The following is a 21,554-nucleotide window of genomic DNA, read 5'->3' on the forward strand; positions in this document are numbered from 1 at the left end:
CTTTGGTCGCGCTTCCCTTGCCCAGCGAACTCGGCGAAAGCATTCCGATGAAGCGTATTGTCCTTGCGGTCGTGGCCGCGATCCTGGTCGTGACGGCCGGCTATTTCCTCTATGCCCGCTTCCAGCCCGGCGGCATCCCGGTGTACCGCGCAAGCATCGTCGCGGCGCTGCCGCATGACGGCGCGGCCTTCACCGAAGGGCTCTTCTTCCAGGACGGCATGCTCTATGAGGGCACCGGCGAGGTGGGCACCTCCGCGATCCGGCAGGTGAAGCCCGAAACCGGCCAGGTGCTGAAGGAGGAGCAGCTTCCCGCCCCCTATTTCGGCGAGGGCATCATCGCCTGGAAGGACCGGCTCTATCAGGTCACCTGGCAGGACCGAACCGGCTTCATCTACGGCCTGAATGACTTCGCGCCGCGCGGCACCTTCGCCTATTCGGGCGAGGGCTGGGGCCTGACCCACAACGGCAAGTCGATCATCATGAGCGACGGTACGCCGGTGCTGCGCTTCCTCGATCCCGAGACGATGGCGCCGGTTTCCACGCTCCGCGTCACGGCGAACGGCTGTCCGGTCGAGAAGCTGAACGAGCTCGAATGGGTCGATGGCGAGATCTATGCGAATATCTGGCAGACCAACCTGATCGCGCGGATCGATCCCGCGACCGGCGAGGTCCGCGGCTTCCTGGACGTGAGCGCGCTCGGCCCCCAGGCGCGCGGGCAGGACGATGTGGCCAACGGCATCGCCTATGACGCGGCGGGCAAGCGGCTGTTCGTCACCGGCAAGCGCTGGCCGCAGCTCTATCAGGTCAAGGCCGGGGAGCGGGTGTCGAATTCGGATGAGGCCGCCAGGATCACCACCTGCGCCCGCTGATCCCATTCTACCTTTTGCAAAGCCCGTCAGGCCCGATCGCCTGACGGGCTTTTTCGTTGTTAAAGGTTCGTCATCCCGGCTCTCGCCCTTGACCATCAATCCGGCCTAAGGCTTGGTCGCGCGCCGCGCATATTCCTCCGCGAGCACGCCGAACGCCAGCTTGCGCTGCCCGGTCTCGGAGATCAGCCCCTTGCGGTTCCAGCCCTGCTGATAGACCGGATGCTGGCGGCGCGGCGAGCGGAAGTCCTTGAGGATCCACGGACTCATGCCGCGCAGGAAGGGCACCTTCGCCGCCATCGCCAGCGTCCGGCGATAATATTCGGCCTGATATTCCTCGCTGAACTTGTGCGGATCGGCGACGGCATCGTGATTGCCGGCCAGCGCATCGGCGCCGAATTCGGAGAAGATCAGCGGCTTCTGCACCGGCGAGCGCCACTCGAAGCTCGGCAGATCGGCCAGGCGATCGTCCGAATACCAGCCATTATAGGTGTTGATCGCCATCACATCGAGATCGGCGACCAGCGGATCGTCGATCGTCATCACCCTGTCCTCGCGCTTGCTGAGCAGCGCCGCGGTGACCAGCCGGCTGTCGTCCAGCACCCGGACGTCGCCGATCAGCGTGCGCAGGAAGGCGTTGCGCGCATCGCTCACTGGTGTCTCATTGGCGACGCTCCACAGCACGATCGCGGCGCGGTTGCGATCGCGCTGGATATTCTCGCGCAGCATCGTCTGCGCCGCCGCGAGCGTATCGGGGTTCTGCCAGTTCACCAGCCAATAGACCGGGACTTCGCTCCACACGAGCAGCCCGATCTCGTCGGCCAGCCGCGTGGTCGATTCGCTGTGCGGATAATGGGCGAGGCGGACGAAATTGCCGTGCAGCCCCTGCTTGATCTCGGTGAGCAGCGCGCGGGCGGCGGCGGGCGTCATCGCGCGGACGGGGTTCTTGCCGAGCTCCTCCTCGTGCATCGAGATGCCGCGCAGGAAGATGGGCTTGCCGTTGAGCAGGATATCGGTGCCGCGCACTTCGATCGTGCGGAAGCCGATGCGATCGCGCAGCACGTCCTCACCCGCCTCGACACGGACGTCGTAGAGGGTGGGGCTTTCGGGCGACCAGCGCTCAAGTTTGCCCGGGGCCGGCGCGGTGCCGCTCCAATTGCCTGCGGCATCCGTGGTGCCCGAAAGCTCCAGCCCGAGCGACGTGATCCGCACGCGCACCGCCTTGCTCCCCGGCGCGGAGCCGGACAGCCGCACGGTGGCGGCGATGCGGCCGTCGCGGGTCAGGCGCACCCAGGCATCGTCTACGAAGGTGTCGGGCACCGTGACCAAGGTGATCGATCGGGTGACGCCGCCATAGGTTTCCCAATCGGTGACGGGGGGCGGAACATCGTCCTTGGTGCGCGCCGAATCGACGCCGAGCGTGATCTGGTTTTGGCCTGCACGGAGCAGCTTGGTGACGTCGAAGGCAAAGGGCGTGAAGCCGCCGCTGTGCCGGCCCAGCGCCTGGCCGTTCAGATAGACGCTGGTGGTATAGTCGGCGGCGCCGATGCGCAGGAAGATGCGCTTGCCGGGCGCGGGCGGCGCGGCGCTGAAGGTGCGCTGATACCAGACCAGCCCCTGATAATAGCGCATCTCGGCCGCATGGCCGATCCACGAGCCGGGGAGGTAGGTCACCGGCGATTGCTGCATGTCGAATTCGTAGAGTGCGCGCGGATCCTTCGCCATGACGTCCGCCTGGACGAGATCGGCCGAGCGCCGCATGCGCGGATCGGGGATGCCGCCATGGAAGCCGGCCATGCCGTCGCGATAGGGATCGACCGACCAGTGCCATGCGCCGTCGAGGCTGACGGAGTCGCGCAGGTCGGCGGCGACGAGGACGGGCGATTGCGGGGCGGACTGGGCCAGGGTGATTCCCGGTGAGGAAAGCCCGGCGAACACGAACAGGACTTGCAGGATTGCGGCTGCGCGGCGGAATATCACCCTCTCGTCTCCCCTGACTTTTATATCCGTCTAGCGCGGATGAAGTGGCTTGGCCACTTTGTCAGATGAGAATTGCCGGGATGTGACTGGCGGCGGCATGCTCCCGGGGCCGATCGACATTCAGAGTTGAGGCAGACGGCTGCAAAATCTTCACCGTCACCACGGCCGAAGTGCCGGGGGCCACCGGGAGGCCAGGAGAGCAGCTAGAAGCCTAGAGGGGCTCGTGCGCGGAGGAGTGGACCCCGGCACTTCGGCCGGGGTGACGGAGGGAGGATCGGCGACGCCGTTGAACGACGCCCTGCCTCAGCGCTCGCCGTGGCCCTCGGCCAGATATTCGTCGGACTGCATCTCCATCAGCCGCGATACGGTGCGGTCGAATTCGAAACGGCCGTCGCCGGCTTCGTAGAGATTCTGGGGCTCGGCATCGGCGGCGGCGAGCAGCTTGACCCGGTGCTCGTAGAGCGCGTCGATCAGCGTGACGAAGCGCGCCGCCTCGTTGCGGTTCTCGGGGCCGAGCCGGGGGATGCCGACGATGATGATCGTGTGGAAGCGCCGCGCGATCGCGAGATAGTCGGCCGCGCCGCGCGCCTCGCGGCACAGCCGCTTGAACGAGAAGACCGCCACGCCCTTCAGGCATTTCGGCACATGCATCTCGCGCCCGCCCTGCACCGGCAGGTCGCAGGCGGGCACCTTGGCGCGGTCCTCGACCGGATAGTCGGTAAGGCGGAAGAAAGCGGCGGAGAGCGCCGCGGTCGCCTCGGGTCCGTTGGGGACCAGCCAGGTGTCCATGCTGCCCAGGCGATCGAGCCGGTAATCGACCGGGCCGTTGAGCGTGAGCACGTCCATGCGCTCCTCGATCAGCGCGATGAAGGGCAGGAAGAGCTGGCGGTTGAGCCCGTCCTTGTAGAGATCGCGCGGGGGCCGGTTCGACGTGGCGACCACGGTCAGCCCGTGGCGCATCATCTCGGTGAACAGGCGCGAGAGGATCATCGCGTCGGCGGGATTGTTGACCACCATCTCGTCGAAGGCGAGCAGGCGGATGTCCTCGGCCATGGCGTCGGCCACGGCGACCACCGGATCGGCGGTGTTCTTCTGGCGCTCGACGTTCAGCCGTTCGTGCACGTCGAGCATGAATTCGTGGAAATGGACGCGGCGCTTGCGGCGGATGTCGACCGTGTCGAAGAACAGGTCCATCAGCATCGATTTGCCGCGGCCCACGCCGCCCCAGATGTAGATGCCGCGCGGCGGCTCGGGCATGCGGCCCAGCGCGCGCCACAGGATGCTGCCCTTCCTCGGCACCACTTCGAGATCATTGGCCAGGCGATCGAGCCGGGCGGCGGCCGCCTCCTGCTCGGGATCGGTGCGGAGCTCGCCCGCGGCGACGAGCGCGCGATAGCGTTGGAGGATCCGGGTCATCGCTTGCCGAACTTGCGCACGGTGCCGGAGAAGCTGGCGATGCGCGCCTCGCCCTGGACGATCAACCCGCGCAGGAAGATCAGCCGTCCGGTCTCGCGCAGCAGCTCGATCTCGGCCTCGACCGGCGCGTCGAGCCGGCCGGCGCCGATGAACTGGGCGGCAAGATCGAGCGTCACCGCCGGGCCGACGTCCAGCAGGCCGTGCGCGCGCGCGGCGGCGAACAGCGCCACGTCCATGAAGCCGAGCAGCGCGCCGCCATGGACATTGTCGCCCAGGTTGGAATGCCGCCGCTCGGGCAGCATGCGGACGCGGGCATGGCCCTGTTCCATCCGCACCCATAACGGGCCGAGCAGCGCGTTGAAGCGAGTCGGATCGGTGAGCGTCCAGCGCTTCCAGCCCGGAAGCGCCGGATCGTCCTCATAGGTGAAATGCGGCGTCGCCTCGCTCAAAGCGTGCGCTCGGCTTCCATCTTCTTGATCTCGGCGATCGCCTTGGCCGGGCTCAGGCCCTTGGGGCAGGCATTGGCGCAGTTCATGATCGTGTGGCAGCGATAGAGGCGGAACGGATCCTCGAGCGCTTCGAGCCGCTCGCCGGTCATCTCGTCGCGGCTGTCGGCCAGCCAGCGATAGGCCTGGAGCAGGATCGCCGGACCCAGGAACTTGTCGCTGTTCCACCAATAGCTGGGGCACGAGGTCGAGCAGCAGGCGCACAGGATGCACTCGTACAGGCCGTCGAGCTTCTCGCGCTGCTCGGGGCTCTGGAGCCGCTCCTTGCCCGAGGGCGTGGTCGTGACGGTCTGGAGCCACGGCTTGATCGACGAATATTGCGCATAGAAATGAGTGAAATCAGGGACCAGATCCTTGATGACGTCCATATGCGGCAGCGGGGTGATGCGGATATCGCCCTTGATGTCTTCGATCGCGGTGGTGCAGGCGAGGCCGTTGCGCCCGTCCATGTTCATCGAGCACGAGCCGCAGATGCCCTCGCGGCACGAGCGGCGGAAGGTCAGCGACGAATCCTGCTCGCCCTTGATCTTGATGAGCGCGTCGAGGACCATCGGCCCGCATTCGTCGAGATCGACCTCGAAATTGTCGTAGCGGGGATTCTCACCGCTGTCGGGATCGTAGCGGTAGATCTTGAACTTCTTGACGCGGGTCGCGGCCGGATCGGCCTTATGCTCCTTGCCCTTGGTGATGCGGCTGTTCTTGGGCAGGCGGAATTCGGCCATTTCCTCAAAAGTCCTTATACGGCGCGAGGCGTTCGATGCGCGGGCTATGCCTTTCGCAAACGCAGCGCAAGTCTCCTTTGACCCGCTTTTCGATCATATCGGGTTCGCGCGCGCCTCAGCGCTTGAGCGCGTCCGTCGCCGGCCTGCCGACCGGCTGGGTCGCGACCCTGGGCATGCGCGCCTCGAGCGGGGTCAGCCAGGTCGCGACATCGTCGCCGATGCTCGCCTGGGGGTTCGACGGCGTCAGGCTCGACGCCGCCTCCCATTCGCCGATCAACCCGCGCGCCTCGTCCGAGGCATCGGCCAGCGGCTGGGGCTTGCGCAGCGCATGGTTTATCATCGCGTCGCCGAAGAAGGTCCAGTCATTCTCCGCCATGCAGCCGAACGAGGTGCGCTCGGACGAGGCGGCGGTGAACAGCGCGGTATCGTCGCCCATCAGCTTCTGCACGAAGATGCCCGAATAGCAGGCCGACAGGATCAGCACGCGGTTCCTGATGCCCAGCTCGTCGAGCAGGCTCGCCAGCCGTTCGGGGGAGAGGATGCCATAGCCGGAATCGCCGTCATGATAGGCGATGCCCACCTTGGCGCCGTGGCTGGTGGTGTAGAGGACGAGCACGTCCTGCTGCTTGTCCATCACCTCGGCCACGCGGGCGAGGGCGAGCGTCAGCGATTCCAGGCTGCCGGCGGGCAGCTCGCTGGGGCCGCTGCCGTTGCTGCCGGCGAAGACCAGCGTGCGCCCCTCCGCATCGAAGCGGCGGCTGAGCACCTTGCCCGCTTCGCGCGCCTCGCGGCCGAACACCGGATCGCTGTCGAGCGCGATCGAGACGACATAGGCATCGACCAGGGCCTTGCGCTGGGGCTGGAGCGCGGCGAGCGCGGCATCGAGCTTGCGGTGATCGGCGAGTATCTCCCTGGCGGAGCGTCCGCGCTGGAGCTCCGGTCCGCTGTCGAGCCCGTCGATCCCCTCCTGGCCGGAGACGAGGCCGGGCCAGTCGGCATGATGCTCGGGCGCCTTGTACTGGGCGGCGGCGGGAAGGGCGGGGAGGATCGCGGCGGCAGCCGAAAGCACGAGCAAACGCTTGAAACGCATAAAGGACGAGTCCCCCCGGAAGGAACCGGAAATCGCGCAACTGCGCGGGTGGATGGGGGAAGTCAAGCAATGGGGCGAGCCCCGGGAGGGTCAGTTTGAATTTAGGACTCTTGGTCCGCCGGCCAAATGCTCTTTGCGACGCTGCTCGATCCAGTGTCGCTCCCGCTCGGCGCGGGAACTCGGATCACATATTTCCAGCACGGCAACGCTCACCTGAGTGCCGCTATCATAAGCACGCCTAAGCTCGTGGTGGATTTGGCGATAATCCTTGGAGGAGTTGCCGTGCCAAGCCAATCCGTTGATCATACGGCGAACGTTGTTGGGATAGTCTCTTATTCGTCTACGTAGGGTCTTAGCCTTGCCTACATAAATGCCGACGCCAGCGATCCGCCATTCGTAAATTCCCGATCGGTTGAGATCAAAATTCTCCTCAATGGATAGGGCATACCATTCAGGCCTGAGCTTGGATCGCATCCTTTGCGCTTTCGATACCGACTGCGTTTCGTAAACTCAACTTCTGTATCCTCCACCAACTTGGCAGTATCCGCAATCTCCTAAAGCAGATCAGTGACAACAGCAGCCATCACTGGAGTCATGCCATGTTTTTATGAATTTTGCTCGGGGAGGCGCCCGCGCCCGTAGGGCGTGGAGGAACGCGGGCCGCAGGCCGAGGACCGTGCGGCAAAGGACTACGGCGCTTCGCGCCGCCCCTCCACCACCGCCTTCGGCGGCGGTCCCCCTCCCCCAGCAAGCTGGGGGAGGATCACGTGGCTTGGCTCAAGCGCAGTACGGAAGCTCAATACACCCGCTTCTTCGGCTTGATATACTCGATCTCGTCGGTGAGCGTGTAATCATGCACCGGGCGATATTCGATCGCCGTCTCGCCGTCCTTGCCGCCCCAGCCGGTGAAGGTCGCGACGGTGTGCTTCATCCAGTTCGCGTCGTCGCGATTGGGGAAGTCCTCGTGCATATGGGCGCCGCGGCTTTCCTTGCGGTTGGCGGCGCACTCCATCGTCACCACCGCCTGGCCGATCAGATTGTCGAGCTCGAGCGTCTCGACCAGATCGGTGTTCCAGATCAGCGAGCGATCGGTGATGCCGACGTCCTGGAAGCCCTGATAGACCTTGCCGATCTTCTCCACGCCCTCGGCCAGCAGCGCGCTGTCGCGGAACACGGCGCAGTTGCGCTGCATCGTCTTCTGCATCTCGGCGCGGATCTTCGCGGTGGGCGTGCCGCCCTTGGCATTGCGGAAATGGTCGAGGCGGGTGAGCGAGAATTCCTCCGAGCCCTTGGGCAGCGCCGCATGCGACGTGCCGGGCTTGACGATCTCCTTGAGGCGCAGGCCCGTGGCGCGGCCGAACACGACAAGATCGATCAGCGAGTTCGAGCCCAGGCGGTTGGCGCCATGGACCGAGACGCACGCCGCCTCGCCGACCGCGAACAGGCCGGGGACCACCGCGTCCGGATTGCCGTCCTTATTGTGGACGACCTCGCCGTGATAATTGGTCGGGATGCCGCCCATATTGTAATGTACGGTCGGCACGACCGGCAGCGGCTGGCGGGTCAGGTCGACGCCGGCGAAGATCTTGCCGGTCTCGGTGATGCCCGGAAGCCGCTCGTGCAGGATCTTGGGATCGATATGGTTGAGGTGGAGGAAGATATGGTCCTTCTCCCGGCCCACGCCGCGGCCCTCGCGGATCTCCATCGCCATCGAGCGCGAGACGACGTCGCGGCTGGCGAGATCCTTGGCGGAGGGGGCATAGCGCTCCATGAAGCGCTCGCCCTCGGCATTGGTCAGATAGCCGCCCTCGCCGCGCGCGCCCTCGGTGATGAGGACGCCGGCGCCGTAGATGCCGGTCGGGTGGAACTGGACGAACTCCATGTCCTGGAGCGCGATGCCGGCGCGCAGCGCCATGCCGTTGCCGTCGCCGGTGCAGGTGTGCGCCGAGGTCGCCGACTGGTAGATGCGGCCGCCGCCGCCGGTGGCGAGCACCACGGCATGGCTGCGGAAGCGGTGGATCGAGCCGTCTTCCATGCACAGCGCGATCACGCCCCGGCAGGCGCCGTCCTCCATGATGAGGTCGAGCGCGAAATATTCGACGTAGAAGTCGGCGTCGTACTTCAGGCTCTGCTGGTAGAGCGCGTGGAGCATGGCATGGCCGGTGCGGTCCGCCGCGGCGCAGGTGCGCTGCACGGGGGGGCCTTCGCCCATGTTCTGCATATGGCCGCCGAACGGGCGCTGGTAGATCGTGCCGTTGTCGTTGCGGCTGAACGGCACGCCGGCATGTTCGAGCTCATAGACGGCGGCGGGCGCCTCGCGCACCATATACTCGATCGCGTCCTGGTCGCCGAGCCAGTCGGAGCCCTTGACGGTGTCGTACATGTGCCACGACCAATGGTCCGGCGTGTTGTTGCCCAGGCTCGCCGCGATGCCGCCCTGCGCCGCCACGGTGTGGCTGCGGGTCGGGAAGACCTTGGTGATGCAGGCGGTCTTCAGCCCCGCCTCGGCGCAGCCCATGGTCGCGCGCAGGCCCGAGCCGCCGGCGCCGACGACGATGGCATCATAGGTGTGATCGATGATCTTGTAGGCGGTCATCAGGCGGCCCCTGTGGTGGTGAAGGCGACCTTGAGGATCGAGAAGATCGCGAGCGCCTGAACGGCGATGGTGAAATATTGCAGCACGATCAGCAGCACGAAGCGCGATTCGTCATGCTGATAGTCCTCGATCACGACCTGGAGGCCGTGGCGGAAGTGATAGGTGGTGCTGAGCACGAGCAGGATCAGCGGCACCGCCGCGAAGGGCTGGGCCAGCCAGGCGGAGATCGTCGCATAGTCATGCGCCGGCAGCAGCAGCATCGAGAGCATGAACCACAGCACGAGGATCAGGTTCGATCCCGCGGAAACCTTGTGCTTCCACCATTCGCCGGCGCCTTCGTGGGAGGCGCCCAGGCCGCGAACCCGGCCGAGCTCGGTTCCGTTACCCATGGATCTTCTCCAGCAGCAGGACGATCCAGAACGCCGCCGTGGCGACGATCGAGAAGGCGAAGGTGAGCAGGGCGGTGGTCTTGTTGCCCTTCAGCTCGAAATTGATGCCGGCATCCATGAACAGATGGCGCACGCCCGATGCCATGTGCTGGAAGAAGGCCAGGGTCAGGCCGATCCCGAACACATAGCCCACCACGTTCAGCGCGCCCGAATGATAGGTGAACAGGTCCACGAACGACGCATAGGCCGCGGGGCCGGAGGCCAGCGCCACCAGCCACCAGACGAACAGGATCGCGCCCACAGTCGCCATGCCGGAGCCGGTGACGCGGTGGAGGATCGATACGGTCATTGCAGGCCCCCATTTCCAGATCTGGAGATGGGGCGACATCGGTCGCGCGGTGTTGCGGACGTTGGCCAAGGGCGTTCCTTTCGGGTCGACGCGGGTCTCATTAGTCACGCACTCGAAGGATGCAAGCCGGATCGCCGGTCGGACGGGTTCCTAACCGCCCTTTAACCAGTTGCGGCGCATGGATCGCGCAAGAGCGGCCCGCCGAATTTCCAGGCCGCATGCAGGGGAACCGCTTCGTGACGATTGTGGCATCGACCAACTCCCTACCGGTGGCGGGCACCATGAGCGCCGCGATCGACGTGCGCGCGCGCCTGCGCATCTTCGATTTCGACGGCTCGCTGGTGCAGTCGAGCCGCGACGCCTGGGACGTGCTGGAGCCGGAGATCCACGCGGTATCGAGCGCCTATTGGCAGCAATGGCTGCGCTGCTTCGCCGACGAGCGCAACTGGGCGCCGGGCGACACCGCCAAGATGATCGATGTGGGCGTGGTCTTCCTGAAGAACCGCTTCCTCGACACCGCCGGCCAGAGCTGGATCGAATCGATCGAGCGCTCGGTATCGGCCGCCTATTCGGGCGGGGTGCCGCCGATGGCGCTGCTTTCGATGATAAACGCCAGCGATCGCGCCGCGCTGGAGGTGATGATGCGCCGCCTGGGCGCCGACGATACCCGGCTGCCGGTGCTGATCGACACGCTGATGCGGCTCTCGGCGCTCGAAGGCGACATCACCGTCGAGATCTACAACATGTACCGCGAATATAGCGCGCAGGTCGCCCGCGACCGGCTGGCGGTCGAATTTCGCGACTCGATCGGCGCGACCGTCGAGCGGGCGTCGCGCGAGGGCGATCAGCTCCGCGTCCAGGCGGTCCACACCTCGGCTTCGGCGCGCGGGATGCTGGGCAAGGCGAGCGAGGTCGCGGCGGCGGCGGAGCAGTCGGCGGTGGCGATGCGCGAGGCGGCGCAGACGGCGGCGGGGCTGATCCGGGCGATCGAGGATGCGCGCAGCGAAGTCGAGGCCGCGGCCGAGATCGCGACGCGCGCGTCGGGCCAGGCCGGGACGGCGGTGGGCATGTCCGAGATGCTGAGCGAGCACGCCAAGTCGATCGAATCGATCCTGGGCCTGATCCGCGACATCGCCGGGCAGACCAATTTGCTCGCGCTCAACGCGACGATCGAGGCCGCACGCGCAGGCGATGCCGGGCGCGGCTTCGCGGTGGTCGCGCAGGAAGTGAAGTCCCTCGCCAACCAGACCGCGCGGGCGACCGACGACATCGCTGCCAAGATCGCCGCGATCCAGTCGGCCACGAAGAGCACGGTCGAGACCAACGCCTCGATCCGCTCGACGGTGAGCGAAGTGCAGGAAAGCGCCAACCGCATCCGCAGCGCGATGGAGGTCCAGGCCCAGACCGTGACCGCCATCACCGCAGCCGTCGACGAGACCGCGCTCGCAGCCGACTCGATGTCCGCCACCATCGGCGCCATCCGCGAGGATACCAAGAACGTCACGCACGAGATGGACGCGCTGCTGCGTGAATTCGGTGACGTGGACGATCGCCTGTCGCAGCTCCGCTCGGCGGCGGACAGCTTCTCGTCCTCGGTTGCGGCCTGAGCATCGCCTCCCCTAAAGGGGGAGGCATGCAGACCCACATCCTTCTCACCGGCAGCAGCCGGGGCATCGGCGCCGCGATCGCCAAGACACTCACCCGCGACGACACCCGGCTGATCGGCCACGGCACGCATAGCGGCATCCCCGCCGATTTCACCGATCCGGCCGCGCCCCAGGCGCTGTGGAACCGGGCGCTGGAAGCGCTCGACGGCCGTATCGACGTGCTCATCAACAATGCCGGCATCTTCGAGGCGACTCCGCTCGATCTGGAGCATGACGAGTGGGTCGCGGGCTGGGAGAAGACGATGCGCGTCAACCTGACCGCATCGGCCGAGCTTTGCCGCCTGGCGGTGCGCCACTGGCAGACCGAGGGGCGCGGGGGCCGCATCGTCAATGTCGCGAGCCGCGCCGCCTATCGCGGCGACAGCCCCGCGCACTGGCATTATGCCGCGTCCAAGGCGGGCATGGTCGGCATGACCAAGTCAATCGCCCGCGGCTATGCGGCGCAGGGCATCCTCGCCTTCGCGATCTGCCCGGGCTTCACCATGACCGGCATGGCCGAGGAGTATCTGGCGAGCCGCGGCGGCGACAAATTGCTGGCCGACATCCCCCTCGGCCGCGTCGCCGATCCGGCGGAGATCGCCACGCTCGCCCGTTTCTGCGCGCTCGAGGCGCCGCCCTCGATGACCGGCGCCGTGCTGGACATCAACGGCGCGAGCTATGTCCGATGAACGGGGTACGCTGATGTCCAGTTGGAAGCTCATCCTGCCCTGCACCCGTGACGAGGCGGAGCGGATCGATTTCGAGAATCCGGCGCTGGCCGCACTCACCCCTTCGCCCGTGCTGCTCACCAGCGAGCGCGTGGCCGACGATCCGACCAGCTGGCAGCTCGAAGCGTTCTTCGACGGCAAGCCCAACAGCGCCGCGCTCGCCGCGGTACAGGCGCTGGTGCCGAGCGCCGCGGGCATCAGGCCGGTTGCCGAACGCATCCGCGATGCCGATTGGGTGACGCTCAGCCAGGCGGGGATCGAGCCGGTCCATGCCGGCCGCTTCTATGTCCATACCGTCACCAACAAGGGCGCGGTGCCGGCGGGCACGAAGGCGTTCCGCATCGACGCCGGGCTCGCCTTCGGCACGGGCACGCACGAGACGACCTCGGGCTGCCTGATCGCGCTGGACGGGCTGAAGGCGCGGGGCGCGGTGGTGCGCAACCTGCTCGATCTCGGCACCGGCACCGGGCTACTCGCCTTCGCCGCGCTGCACCTGTGGCCGCGCGCCTATGCCACTGCGTCGGACATCGATCCCAGGTCGATCGAGGTGACCGCCGAGAATGCCGGGCACAACGGCGTCGCGCTGGGCGGCGGTGCTGGGCAGGTGGCGCTCGCCGTGGCGCCCGGCATGGAGCACCCGCTGCTGATCGGCCGCGCGCCCTATGACCTGATCATCGCCAACATCCTCGCGGGCCCGCTGGTCGAGCTGGCGCCGACTGTGAGCATGGCGCTGGCCGAGGGCGGCACGCTGATCCTGGCGGGGCTGCTCGACAGCCAGGCCGAGACGGTGGCCCAGGCCTATCGCCGTCAGGGCCTGCGCCTGACCGGTCGCATCGACCGCGGCGCCTGGCCGACGCTGAAGCTGGTCAAGCGCGCCCGCCACGGCGCCGACCGCACGACCCGGCTGAGCCGCGGCAAGGGCGAGGCGCCGGGTTTCGGGAGCTGGTGAGGCTTGGGGAGTGCGAAAACGCTCTCTTCCATCCGTCACCCCGGCCGAAGTGCCGGAGTCCACTCATCCGCGAGCGAGCCCCTCACGACTCAAAGCGGCTCTCCCAGCCTCCCGGTGGACCCCGGCACTTCGGCCGGGGTGACGTGGAAGTTTATGACGATCTCAGCCCTTCGCCTTGGACTCCGCATATGCCTGCGTGCCCCGCGTAATCACGTCGTCCCCAGGCAGGATCGTCGCGATCGGAATATCCGGTTGCGCCAGTATCTCCTCATAGAGCGGCGCGAAATCGGTCTCCACCGTCTGGCGCAGCAGTTCCTCGAAGCTCGGAATGACGAAGTAGTTCTGCTGGAAATCGTCGATCCGGTAATCGGTGCGCATCACTCGCTTCATGTCGAAGCGGATGCGATTGGGGCTGTCGCTCTCCAGCGCGAACACGCTCTCGGCCGAGGACGAGACGATGCCCGAGCCATAGATGCGCAGCCCTTCGGCCTCCTCGACCAGCCCGAACTCGACCGTGTACCAATATAGCCGGCCGAGCTGCTTCAGCGCCCCCAGCTCCAGCGCCCGCATGCCGCCACGCCCATAGGCTTCGAGATAATCGGCGAACACCGGATCGGCGAGCATCGGCACATGGCCGAACACGTCGTGGAAGACGTCGGGCTCCTGTATATAGTCGAGCTGGTCCGGCCGGCGGATGAAGTTCCCCGCGACGAAGCGCCGGTTCGCCATGTGATCGAAGAACACGTCGTCGGGCACCAGCCCCGGCACCGCGACGACTCGCCAGCCGGTCAGCTTCGCCAGCCGTTCGGAGAGTTCCTCGAAATTGGGGATGCCGCCGTCCGACAGCCGCAGCGCCTCCAGCCCCTTGAGATAAGCGGCCGAGGCGCGGCCGGGCAGCAGCCTGGCCTGGCGGGCGAACAGCGTGTCCCAGGTGGCATGTTCCTGCGGCGTATAGGCGTCCCAGTTCTGCGGTATCGTCCAGTCGGCGGACGCGCCCTCGGGCGGGCGGTCCAGCACATGCGTCTCATTTTCCATGGGGTCAGGCATAGCATGCGGGCCCTCCGCGCGAAACGCCGGGGCGCAAGGCGTCACGCTAGGTTAAGGCTTTTGCTGGGAAAGTCCGGGCCGTGTATGGAGTGAAGACATGGCTTTAAGTCTGGGAATCCCCCGATCCGCCGCGGTGCCGCCGCCAGGGCTGGCGCTGCTTGCCGAAGCGCCGCGCGCCGCCTTCGGGCTGGGCGAGCTCGCCGCGCACTGGCCGGCCCTGCGCCGGCTCCCGCGCGGCGACGGCCGGGCGGTGCTGGTGCTTCCCGGCCTCTCCAATTCGGACCGCTCGAACCTGGTGATGCGCGCATTCCTGCGGCGGCTGGGCTATCGCGCCTATGGCTGGGGGCTGGGCCGCAACCTGGGCGTGCGCTCGATCGGCACCGAGGCCGAGCGGCTGATCGCGCGGATCGCGGCGATCCATGCCGAGACCGGCGAGAAGGTGACGCTGGTCGGCGTCTCGCTGGGCGGGATCATGGCGCGGATCGCGGCGCATCGCCGCCCGGACCTGGTCCGCGAGGTCGTCACCATCAGCTCGCCCTTCGCGGGGCCGCCCAGCGCCACCAATGTCTGGCGGCCGTTCGAATGGCTGACCGGCGAGCGGATCACCGACGCCGCGGTGGCCGAGCGGCTGGAGGAAGCGGTCCAGCCGCTGCCGGTGCCGTCGACCGCGATCTGGAGCCGCAGCGACGGGTTCGTCAACGGGCTGATCTGCCATACCGCCGAGGGGCGTGCGATCGAAGTGCGCAGCAGCCACCTGCTGGTGCAGATGCGCGCCGAGGTGCTCCGCGCGATCGCGGAGGTGCTGGCGGGCGGGGAGTGCGTGGAACCCGTGTGACGGGGGCGGTTATTGGACCGAGGGCTGACTGGCAGATTTCTGACAAATGAAGAGGATAGCCGACATCGCGGTTATCGCGGTGACGGCGGCAACCAAGGGCCTGATCGCGGTCGGCCCACGCTTGAGGCGTGTGCGACATGTCGCCCTTCTGGGCCGGCTTGCGCGCTTGCGGGTCAGTAGCCAATAGGCTTCAGGGCTTGATGAACCGGTAGGCGAAACGATCCGTCTCCCCCTTGATTGTCGGATCGAACACCTTGATCGCGTGCGCATCCTCTGCGTTGGCGAGCATGTCGCTTTGCGCGTCCAGCACGAAGCCGGCTGCCTGGACTTCCTCGACAACCCGCGCGGGATCGATCCGGTGCAGCGACGGTGCATCGCTCGTCCCCGACCCGGCTGCGGCGGCGTGATCGACGATCACGTAGCGCCCGCTCGACTTCAGCGTCGCATGGACCGCCCGGTTGAAGGCATCGGCCGTCGCGCCCTTCGCCTGGATCAGCGGGGTGTGGAGATCGTGATAGAACAAGTGCATCCATACGACATCTACGAACGGGGTGGCCTCTGCCAGCGCGAGAAGGTCTGCCGAGACGGCATCGACATTCTCGCGACCCGCCTCCTGCGCGAGCGCTCGCGTGAGGCCGACGGGATCGTTCTTAAAGTGGGCGACTTCGGCCGGAACGAAGCTGTAGACGTGACCTTGGCGTCCCACGGCATCGGAGAAGACGCGAGTCCAGTCGCCATTGCCCGGGTAGACGTCGATGACGGTGGAGCCCTGGGCGACCGTTGCGAACCGTATCAAGTCGGATTGCTTGGCTTTGTCGTACATTTGGAAATCTCCATTACTGCCAGACATTCGACGAGCGCACGGCACGCACGAAAACGCGCCACGGCTCGAGCCCGGTCTCTGCGCCGGTTTTTGCGAGCGTCACGAAGTCCTCAGCGCTGCTCCTGAGCCGCTGGTCGACGACGGCGGGGTGTCCCGCCGCGGATGCCCGCGCCAGTGCCTGGGTGTCGACATATTCGCGTATGCTCGCCAACTTGCCGTCGCGCACTGTAATGGCAAAGACCCATTCATCCTCGAACGGCTTGTTGGTCGCCTTCACGTTGCCCGAGGCAGCGCCGATCACCAAGACCCGGTCCCCTTGGGCGACGAACTCACGGGGTTCCGTCGAAGTCTCCAACGACCGGGACGCGGTCTCGAGCAAGTCGACGAAGCCCGCGTGGCCGCGGTGGGTTCCGGCCAGCGCCCAATCCCTTCCTGGAATGATCCATTCAATGTCTTCGGCGACAAGCGCCAGTAGAGCCTCCTTGTCACCGCTGCCGATCGCGGCGAAGAAGTCCTTCACGGTCTGAACATTTTGCTCGGTGCTCATGAGAGGCTCTCCCTGCCCGGTCAGACCTGCGCCATGCCGCCGTCGACGGCGAGATCGATGCCGGTGACGTAAGAGCTTTCGTCGGAGGCGAGGAACAATACCGCTGCCGCAACTTCTTCGGCTTTGCCCCGTCGGCCGAGCGGAACTTGCGAGGCGAAATGCGCTGCCGCCTGTTCGATCTGGTCGGCGGTGAGCCCCACCTTCTCCAGAGCCGGCGTTTCGATCGGGCCAGGGCTCATCGAATTCACCCGAATCTTTCGATCCTTGAGCTCCACCGTCCAGCCGCGCGCGAACGTGCGCACCGCGGCCTTGGCAGCGGCGTAGGCGCTGAAGGCGGGGTCTCCCCTGACGTTGGCGACCGAAGCGGTCAGGATGATCGAGCCGCCGTCCTTGAGGAGCGGAAGCGCCTTCTGAACCGTGAAGAACGTGCCCTTGGCATTCAGGTCGAACGTCTTGTCGAAATGCTCCTCGGTCGCCACTTCGAGCGGCGCAAGTTCGCCCCAGCCGGCGTTGGCGAAGACCACATCGATGTGGCCGTGCTTTTCCTTCACGACGGCGTAGAGCCGGTCCAAGTCCTCGAGGCGTGTCACGTCGCCGGTCACCGTCGTGACGTTGCTGCCGATGGCAGCGGCGGCCTCCTGCAGTTCCTTCTCGCGTCGCCCGGTGATGACGACATGCGCGCCTTCCGCGACGAACCGCTTGGCGGTGGCCAATCCGATGCCGCTGTTTCCACCGGTGATGACGGCGACCTTGCCTTCGAGCCTTTTCATTTCGTCCATCCTTCAATGCTGGGAAGAAAGTCCCGTGCGCCTCCAGATGGGTCGGTGCCGCTGACTTCGTGAGTGCGAAATGCCGCACATCGGTGGTGCGCGAATGCACCGCCGGCGCCGAGCATCTTTAGGAGCGCTCGTGCGTAGCGGCCCAGCAAATGCAGAATGCCGTTGAATGCAGCGTTCTTGGTGCGATAACGCACCATGATCGACTGGGATGATGTCCGCTACTTCCTCGCCGCGGCGCGCGGCGGTTCGGTGCGCGCTGCGGCCAAGGGATTGGCGGTGAACCACGCGACGGTGCTGCGACGCATATCCCAGCTCGAAGAACGTCTCGGCACCCAGATGTTCGAAAGGCTGCCGTCGGGCTATCGCCTGACGGAAGCGGGCGAAGAGGTTCTCGAACTTGCGACGCAGATGGAAGCGTCGTCGCACCAGCTAGAAACCCGCGTCCTCGCGCGCGACCAGAGCGTGCGCGGCCTGTTGCGGGTGACCTTGACGCCAATCCTCGCCACGCACTTGCTGATGCCGGATTTCGCCGATTTCGTGCGCCTGTATCCGGATATCGAAATGGAAATCCTGTCGTCGGGCGAGTTGGCGAATCTCACCAAGCGGGAAGCGGACGTCGCGATCCGCGTCGTCTACGACCGCAAGACGCTGCCGCTCAACTTGCACGGCCAGAAGGGGCCAGAAGTGTTCGGCGGCGTCTATGTGTCACGCGATCGACTAGCCGGGTGGCGTTCCGGCGAAGGCGAACCGCTGCGCTGGATCGTCATCAACACGCACGGTATTCCGGATTGGGCCAGCGAGGGGGCGGTGCGGGCCGCGGGAGTGCCCTTCAAGGTCATCGACGCCGGGGCGCAGATAGCTGCTGTTAGGCAGGGGCTTGGGATCGCGACGCTGCCATGCTTCGTCGGAGACGCCGACCCGCAGCTGCAAAGAGTGCCGGACACCCCCCTTCACATGTACGGGACGCTATGGATCCTCACCCAAGGCGAAACCCGCAAAACCAAGCGCGTCAGGCTGTTCACGGAGTTCGTATCCAAAAGGATCGCCGCCCACGAGCGGCGTCTTGTCGGCCAGTGACCGCGATTGATCAAACGGCCATGCCCGAACGGATACTCAATCAAGGGGCGGGTCATGGTCCATCCATTGGAACACTGCAAACGGTAGGTATAGGGAGCACCGCTCGGCGCCTTGAAAGGCAGTAATGCGGCGCTTAGCCACCACCACTTGCAATGTAGGATATCGGCTGCTTGGCTGACCGTGCCGGTCGTCCGGCCGCTCTTAATATCGCACAATCCACGCGAAATAAAATTGCGAGATTGCGCGCGCTATCATGAAATCAGTCAAATTTGCAGGGCGTCTCAGCCGGGATCGGAAGCGCGATAACCCTGATATTCGCCGCATGTATCGGGATGCTTCCTGCATTCCTTCTCATGCTTCTTGCGCTCCTTGCCCTCGCGGGCTTCCTTCTCGCGCATCTTGCGGCCGTAATTGCGGTCCGCTTCCTCCTGGCTCGTCGTCGACCAGTCGACCACCTTGCCGCCCGCCTTCACCGGCAGCGTGACGACATCCACCGCCGTCTTGGCGATGCAGCCGCCGGAAAGCAGCGGCAGCGCGACGGCGAGGGGGAGAAGGAGCTTACGCATGGCACTGAACTCTCATCTTGCCGGCGCCGCGAGAAAGGCATCGCGCGCCTGGACACCGATATACGGGAAATCGGTGAAGAAGCCATCCACGCCAAGCTTCAGGAAAAGCGCGATTTCCTCGGCGATATGACCATGTTCCAAGGGCGTGCCGGCGCGGAATTTCGGATTCAGGAAGAAATTCTCCGCGCGGAAGGTCCAGGGATGGACCTTGAGGCCCGCGGCATGCGCATCGGTGACCAGCGTCGTCGGCTCGCCCGAATTGGGCAGGATCTGCGTCAGCTCGGGTCCGATGCCATAGGCGTATTGGGCGACCGTCTTCAGCCCCTCGGGGGTGCTCATCGCGGCATAGCTGGGCTCGGCGTGGTCGGCGGGGCCGCCGTCGCCGGCCATGAGCTGGATCAGGCGGACATGGGTCATGCCCTTCAGCTTCCTGAGGTTGTTCACTTCGAACGACTGGATGAACACCGGCGCATCGGCGCGGTCCCAGCCTGCGGCCTTGAGCTTGTCGACCAGCCGCTGCTCGACGGGCAGGCCGATCGAGGCGAAATAGCTGGGGTGCTTGGTCTCGGGATAGACGCCGATCGTGCGGCCGGTGCGTGCCGATTCGCGCTTCGCCAGCGCGATCACCTCGTCGAAGGTCAGGATCTGGGCCTGGCCGTCATATTGGGTGTTGCCCGGGCGGACCTGGGGCAGGCGCTCCCTGGCGCGCAGCGTCTTCAGCTCGGCGAGGGTGAAGTCTTCGGTGAACCAGCCGGTGAGTTTCTCGCCGTCGATCGTCTTGGTCGCCTTGCGACCGGCGAATTCGGGGTGCCTGGCGACATCGGTGGTGTCGGTGATGTTGTTCTCGTGCCGCGCGACGAGCACGCCGTCCTTGGTCGGCACCAGATCGGGCTCGATGAAGTCGGCGCCCTGCTCGATCGCCAGGCCATAGGAGAGGAGCGTATGCTCGGGCCGCTCGCCGCTGGCGCCGCGATGGGCGATGACGATGATGCGGGGCTGGGGCTTCTCCATCCCGCGATCCTGCCCCAGCGCGATCCCCGGCGCCATCAGCATCAATGCGATCAACAGCGTTCTCGTCACGAAACTCTCCTTTCGTTACGGGGTTAGGCGGCGGATATGACGGTAGCGAGGCGTGATGGCGGAAAATGACAGCGTGCTCGCGGCCGCCCGGGCCTGGAAGGGCGCGCCGATGGCATTGGCGACGGTGGTATCGACCTGGGGATCGGCGCCGCGGCCGCGCGGCAGCCATATGCTCGTCCATGCCGACGGACGGCTGGAAGGATCGGTCTCGGGCGGCTGTGTCGAGAGCGACATATTGGAGGCCGCGGCGCAAGTGATCGCAGGCGCGCCGGCGGTGGTGAAGGAATACGGCGTCGCCGATGCGGCGGCATGGGAAGTGGGCCTGCCCTGCGGCGGCCGGATCGCGGTGCTCGTGCAGCCGGTGGGGCCGGGGGGCTTTGCGCCCGAGCTGTTCGAGGCGATCGATGCCGCGCGGGCGGCGGGCCGATCGCTGGAGGTTTCCACCGATCTCGAAGTCGGGCTTTCCTCGCTTGGGGCAAGCGACGGCGCCTTCGTCAATCGCTACGATCCGCCGCGCCGGCTCATCATCGTCGGCGCGGTGCAGATCGCCCAGGCACTGGCCGGGCTGGCGCGCGAACTGGGCATTTCGACCGTCGTTGTCGATCCGCGCGGAAGATTTTTGACCGCCGAGCGTTTCCCCGGCGTGACCCTGGACGACCGCTGGCCCGACGACGCCGTGACCGCATTGACGCCCGACCCCGCGACGGCGCTGGTCACGCTCAGCCACGACCCCAAGATCGACGATGCCGCGCTGATCGCGGCGCTGGCGCATCCGACCGGCTATGTCGCCGCGCTCGGATCGCGCAGGAGCCATGCGGCACGGCTGGAAAGGCTGGCCGGGGCGGGCGTGGCTCCCGAGGATCTTGCCCGGATCGAAGGGCCTGCCGGTATCGATATCGGGGCGATCGGCCCCTCGGAGATCGCATTGTCGATCGCCGCCGCCATGATAAGGAGCTTCCATGCTTGAGCCCGAACAAGTCGCGTTGGTACTGCTGGCGGCCGGCCGCTCGCGCCGTTTCGACGGCGACAAGCTGAGCGAGCCGTTCCTCGACAAGCCGCTCGCCTTCCACGTCGTCACGGCGCTGGCGCGAGTGCCCTTCCTGATGCGGATCGCCGTCGTATCGGATACCGGGCTCGATTTCGCGTCGCTCGGCTATCAGGTGATCGAGAATCACGATCCCTCGCTCGGCCAGGCGCGTTCGCTCTGCTATGGCGTGGAGGCTGCCAAGAAGGCCGGGGCGCAGGCGGTGCTGGTCGCGCTCGCCGATATGCCGCGCGTCACCGCGACGCATATCTACCGCCTGTTCGATGCCGCCGACGGCCCCGCGACGATCGTCGCATCGAGCGACGGCACCCGGCCGATGCCGCCGGCGCTGTTCGGCCGCGACATGTTCGACGGCCTGCTTGACCTGAAGGGGGATGAGGGCGCGCGCGAGCTTATCAAGCGCGGCCACCATGTCGTTGCCAGCCCCGCCGAGCTGGTCGATATCGATACCCGCGAGGATCTTGCCGAGCTGCGTGCGCTCTACGGCCTGGAGACCGACGGGAAATAATAAATCCTCC

23 protein-coding genes are annotated in these 21,554 nt (G+C 66.3%); 8 read left to right on the plus strand and 15 right to left on the minus strand.

From position 1 onward, the window contains the following. Positions 1-47 precede the first annotated feature (47 nt). The gene (locus tag HB724_RS14395) at positions 48-869 is read left to right on the plus strand and encodes a glutaminyl-peptide cyclotransferase (RefSeq protein WP_213981635.1); all 822 of its coding nucleotides are present in this window, start codon (positions 48-50) and stop codon (positions 867-869) included. Between the two features lie 105 nt (positions 870-974). On the opposite strand, the gene HB724_RS14400 is transcribed toward HB724_RS14395, so the two are convergent. From HB724_RS14400 to sdhC, 9 genes are all read right to left on the minus strand, one after another. Beyond that, positions 975-2,846: a glycoside hydrolase family 2 TIM barrel-domain containing protein gene (locus HB724_RS14400; protein ID WP_346344734.1), complete on the minus strand. Its 1,872-nt coding sequence runs from the start codon at positions 2,844-2,846 to the stop codon at positions 975-977. A gap of 303 nt (positions 2,847-3,149) precedes the next feature. Beyond that, entirely contained in the window at positions 3,150-4,262 is a 1,113-nt protein-coding gene (gene zapE / locus HB724_RS14405) for a cell division protein ZapE (RefSeq protein WP_213981636.1), read from the minus strand. After that, entirely contained in the window at positions 4,259-4,711 is a 453-nt protein-coding gene (locus HB724_RS14410) for a PaaI family thioesterase (protein ID WP_213981637.1), read from the minus strand. Before HB724_RS14410 ends, zapE begins: the two co-directional genes overlap by 4 nt. Continuing rightward, complete coding sequence (locus tag HB724_RS14415) at positions 4,708-5,490, minus strand: succinate dehydrogenase iron-sulfur subunit (RefSeq protein WP_213981638.1); 783 nt, start codon at positions 5,488-5,490, stop codon at positions 4,708-4,710. Before HB724_RS14415 ends, HB724_RS14410 begins: the two co-directional genes overlap by 4 nt. A gap of 115 nt (positions 5,491-5,605) precedes the next feature. Further along, on the minus strand, positions 5,606-6,580 hold the full coding sequence (locus HB724_RS14420; RefSeq protein WP_213981639.1) for a C13 family peptidase: 975 nt from the start codon (positions 6,578-6,580) through the stop codon (positions 5,606-5,608). Positions 6,581-6,670: 90 nt separating this feature from the next. Continuing rightward, on the minus strand, positions 6,671-7,054 hold the full coding sequence (locus HB724_RS14425) for a GIY-YIG nuclease family protein (RefSeq protein WP_213981640.1): 384 nt from the start codon (positions 7,052-7,054) through the stop codon (positions 6,671-6,673). A 322-nt stretch (positions 7,055-7,376) separates the two neighbouring features. Further along, positions 7,377-9,179, minus strand: coding sequence for a succinate dehydrogenase flavoprotein subunit (gene sdhA / locus HB724_RS14430; RefSeq protein WP_213981676.1), 1,803 nt, complete (start codon positions 9,177-9,179; stop codon positions 7,377-7,379). After that, positions 9,176-9,565 (minus strand): succinate dehydrogenase, hydrophobic membrane anchor protein, encoded by a 390-nt coding sequence (gene sdhD, locus HB724_RS14435; protein WP_213981641.1) that lies wholly within the window; start codon positions 9,563-9,565, stop codon positions 9,176-9,178. Before sdhD ends, sdhA begins: the two co-directional genes overlap by 4 nt. Beyond that, positions 9,558-9,953 carry a succinate dehydrogenase, cytochrome b556 subunit gene (gene sdhC / locus HB724_RS14440; RefSeq protein ID WP_213981677.1) on the minus strand — a complete coding sequence of 132 codons (396 nt, stop codon included), beginning with the start codon at positions 9,951-9,953 and terminating at the stop codon, positions 9,558-9,560. The genes sdhD and sdhC overlap by 8 nt, the downstream gene beginning before the upstream one ends. 242 nt (positions 9,954-10,195) lie before the next feature. Between sdhC and HB724_RS14445 the strand changes: the two genes are divergently transcribed. From HB724_RS14445 to HB724_RS14455, 3 genes are read left to right on the plus strand one after another with little or no spacing between them, the layout of a single operon-like run. Beyond that, positions 10,196-11,521: a methyl-accepting chemotaxis protein gene (locus HB724_RS14445; protein ID WP_213981678.1), complete on the plus strand. Its 1,326-nt coding sequence runs from the start codon at positions 10,196-10,198 to the stop codon at positions 11,519-11,521. 26 nt (positions 11,522-11,547) lie between these two features. Continuing rightward, positions 11,548-12,249: an SDR family oxidoreductase gene (locus HB724_RS14450; RefSeq protein WP_213981642.1), complete on the plus strand. Its 702-nt coding sequence runs from the start codon at positions 11,548-11,550 to the stop codon at positions 12,247-12,249. A gap of 13 nt (positions 12,250-12,262) precedes the next feature. Continuing rightward, positions 12,263-13,237, plus strand: a complete 975-nt coding sequence (locus tag HB724_RS14455) for a 50S ribosomal protein L11 methyltransferase (protein ID WP_256731531.1) — start codon at positions 12,263-12,265, stop codon at positions 13,235-13,237. A 162-nt stretch (positions 13,238-13,399) separates the two neighbouring features. Here the strand turns inward: HB724_RS14455 and phhA are convergent, their stop codons facing one another. Next, on the minus strand, positions 13,400-14,272 hold the full coding sequence (gene phhA / locus HB724_RS14460; protein WP_213981644.1) for a phenylalanine 4-monooxygenase: 873 nt from the start codon (positions 14,270-14,272) through the stop codon (positions 13,400-13,402). Positions 14,273-14,381: 109 nt separating this feature from the next. Here phhA and HB724_RS14465 point away from each other — a divergent pair, with 109 nt between their 5' ends. Then, positions 14,382-15,119: an alpha/beta fold hydrolase gene (locus HB724_RS14465; RefSeq protein ID WP_213981645.1), complete on the plus strand. Its 738-nt coding sequence runs from the start codon at positions 14,382-14,384 to the stop codon at positions 15,117-15,119. Positions 15,120-15,309: 190 nt separating this feature from the next. Here the strand turns inward: HB724_RS14465 and HB724_RS14470 are convergent, their stop codons facing one another. The 3 genes from HB724_RS14470 to HB724_RS14480 are packed head-to-tail and all read right to left on the minus strand — an operon-like array spanning position 15,310 to position 17,259. Next, a complete protein-coding gene (locus tag HB724_RS14470) occupies positions 15,310-15,942 on the minus strand; it encodes a class I SAM-dependent methyltransferase (protein WP_213981646.1) in 633 nt (210 codons plus the stop codon). A 13-nt stretch (positions 15,943-15,955) separates the two neighbouring features. Next, positions 15,956-16,489: a nuclear transport factor 2 family protein gene (locus tag HB724_RS14475; protein ID WP_213981647.1), complete on the minus strand. Its 534-nt coding sequence runs from the start codon at positions 16,487-16,489 to the stop codon at positions 15,956-15,958. Between the two features lie 20 nt (positions 16,490-16,509). Beyond that, positions 16,510-17,259 carry a glucose 1-dehydrogenase gene (locus tag HB724_RS14480; protein ID WP_213981648.1) on the minus strand — a complete coding sequence of 250 codons (750 nt, stop codon included), beginning with the start codon at positions 17,257-17,259 and terminating at the stop codon, positions 16,510-16,512. A 204-nt stretch (positions 17,260-17,463) separates the two neighbouring features. Here HB724_RS14480 and HB724_RS14485 point away from each other — a divergent pair, with 204 nt between their 5' ends. Further along, positions 17,464-18,345 carry a LysR family transcriptional regulator gene (locus HB724_RS14485; protein ID WP_213981649.1) on the plus strand — a complete coding sequence of 294 codons (882 nt, stop codon included), beginning with the start codon at positions 17,464-17,466 and terminating at the stop codon, positions 18,343-18,345. Between the two features lie 281 nt (positions 18,346-18,626). On the opposite strand, the gene HB724_RS14490 is transcribed toward HB724_RS14485, so the two are convergent. Both HB724_RS14490 and HB724_RS14495 read right to left on the minus strand, forming a co-directional pair. Continuing rightward, positions 18,627-18,911, minus strand: coding sequence for a hypothetical protein (locus tag HB724_RS14490; RefSeq protein ID WP_213981650.1), 285 nt, complete (start codon positions 18,909-18,911; stop codon positions 18,627-18,629). A gap of 12 nt (positions 18,912-18,923) precedes the next feature. Next, on the minus strand, positions 18,924-19,958 hold the full coding sequence (locus tag HB724_RS14495) for a glycerophosphodiester phosphodiesterase (RefSeq protein WP_256731533.1): 1,035 nt from the start codon (positions 19,956-19,958) through the stop codon (positions 18,924-18,926). 88 nt (positions 19,959-20,046) lie between these two features. Between HB724_RS14495 and HB724_RS14500 the strand changes: the two genes are divergently transcribed. Together HB724_RS14500 and HB724_RS14505 are read left to right on the plus strand one after the other, a co-directional pair. Further along, positions 20,047-20,958: an XdhC family protein gene (locus HB724_RS14500; RefSeq protein ID WP_213981651.1), complete on the plus strand. Its 912-nt coding sequence runs from the start codon at positions 20,047-20,049 to the stop codon at positions 20,956-20,958. Continuing rightward, the gene (locus HB724_RS14505; protein WP_213981652.1) at positions 20,951-21,544 is read left to right on the plus strand and encodes a nucleotidyltransferase family protein; all 594 of its coding nucleotides are present in this window, start codon (positions 20,951-20,953) and stop codon (positions 21,542-21,544) included. The genes HB724_RS14500 and HB724_RS14505 overlap by 8 nt, the downstream gene beginning before the upstream one ends. Positions 21,545-21,554: the final 10 nt, after the last annotated feature.

Source organism: Sphingomonas sp. dw_22, from assembly GCF_018449795.1.
Classification (GTDB): domain Bacteria; phylum Pseudomonadota; class Alphaproteobacteria; order Sphingomonadales; family Sphingomonadaceae; genus Sphingomonas.

What these genes read in the sequence shown, in the direction of transcription:
- HB724_RS14495 (WP_256731533.1), bottom strand. Translation starts at nt 19,958, where the DNA reads ATGGCGCCGGGGATCGCGCTGGGGCAGGATCGCGGGATGGAGAAGCCC.
- HB724_RS14425 (WP_213981640.1), bottom strand. Translation starts at nt 7,054, where the DNA reads ATGCGATCCAAGCTCAGGCCTGAATGGTATGCCCTATCCATTGAGGAG.
- sdhD (WP_213981641.1), bottom strand. Translation starts at nt 9,565, where the DNA reads ATGGGTAACGGAACCGAGCTCGGCCGGGTTCGCGGCCTGGGCGCCTCC.
- HB724_RS14450 (WP_213981642.1), top strand. Translation starts at nt 11,548, where the DNA reads ATGCAGACCCACATCCTTCTCACCGGCAGCAGCCGGGGCATCGGCGCC.
- HB724_RS14480 (WP_213981648.1), bottom strand. Translation starts at nt 17,259, where the DNA reads ATGAAAAGGCTCGAAGGCAAGGTCGCCGTCATCACCGGTGGAAACAGC.
- zapE (WP_213981636.1), bottom strand. Translation starts at nt 4,262, where the DNA reads ATGACCCGGATCCTCCAACGCTATCGCGCGCTCGTCGCCGCGGGCGAG.
- HB724_RS14475 (WP_213981647.1), bottom strand. Translation starts at nt 16,489, where the DNA reads ATGAGCACCGAGCAAAATGTTCAGACCGTGAAGGACTTCTTCGCCGCG.
- HB724_RS14505 (WP_213981652.1), top strand. Translation starts at nt 20,951, where the DNA reads ATGCTTGAGCCCGAACAAGTCGCGTTGGTACTGCTGGCGGCCGGCCGC.
- HB724_RS14445 (WP_213981678.1), top strand. Translation starts at nt 10,196, where the DNA reads ATGAGCGCCGCGATCGACGTGCGCGCGCGCCTGCGCATCTTCGATTTC.
- HB724_RS14470 (WP_213981646.1), bottom strand. Translation starts at nt 15,942, where the DNA reads ATGTACGACAAAGCCAAGCAATCCGACTTGATACGGTTCGCAACGGTC.
- HB724_RS14500 (WP_213981651.1), top strand. Translation starts at nt 20,047, where the DNA reads ATGGCGGAAAATGACAGCGTGCTCGCGGCCGCCCGGGCCTGGAAGGGC.
- HB724_RS14455 (WP_256731531.1), top strand. Translation starts at nt 12,263, where the DNA reads ATGTCCAGTTGGAAGCTCATCCTGCCCTGCACCCGTGACGAGGCGGAG.
- HB724_RS14420 (WP_213981639.1), bottom strand. Translation starts at nt 6,580, where the DNA reads ATGCGTTTCAAGCGTTTGCTCGTGCTTTCGGCTGCCGCCGCGATCCTC.
- HB724_RS14415 (WP_213981638.1), bottom strand. Translation starts at nt 5,490, where the DNA reads ATGGCCGAATTCCGCCTGCCCAAGAACAGCCGCATCACCAAGGGCAAG.
- HB724_RS14485 (WP_213981649.1), top strand. Translation starts at nt 17,464, where the DNA reads ATGATCGACTGGGATGATGTCCGCTACTTCCTCGCCGCGGCGCGCGGC.
- sdhC (WP_213981677.1), bottom strand. Translation starts at nt 9,953, where the DNA reads ATGTCGCCCCATCTCCAGATCTGGAAATGGGGGCCTGCAATGACCGTA.
- HB724_RS14395 (WP_213981635.1), top strand. Translation starts at nt 48, where the DNA reads ATGAAGCGTATTGTCCTTGCGGTCGTGGCCGCGATCCTGGTCGTGACG.
- HB724_RS14490 (WP_213981650.1), bottom strand. Translation starts at nt 18,911, where the DNA reads ATGCGTAAGCTCCTTCTCCCCCTCGCCGTCGCGCTGCCGCTGCTTTCC.
- phhA (WP_213981644.1), bottom strand. Translation starts at nt 14,272, where the DNA reads ATGGAAAATGAGACGCATGTGCTGGACCGCCCGCCCGAGGGCGCGTCC.
- HB724_RS14465 (WP_213981645.1), top strand. Translation starts at nt 14,382, where the DNA reads ATGGCTTTAAGTCTGGGAATCCCCCGATCCGCCGCGGTGCCGCCGCCA.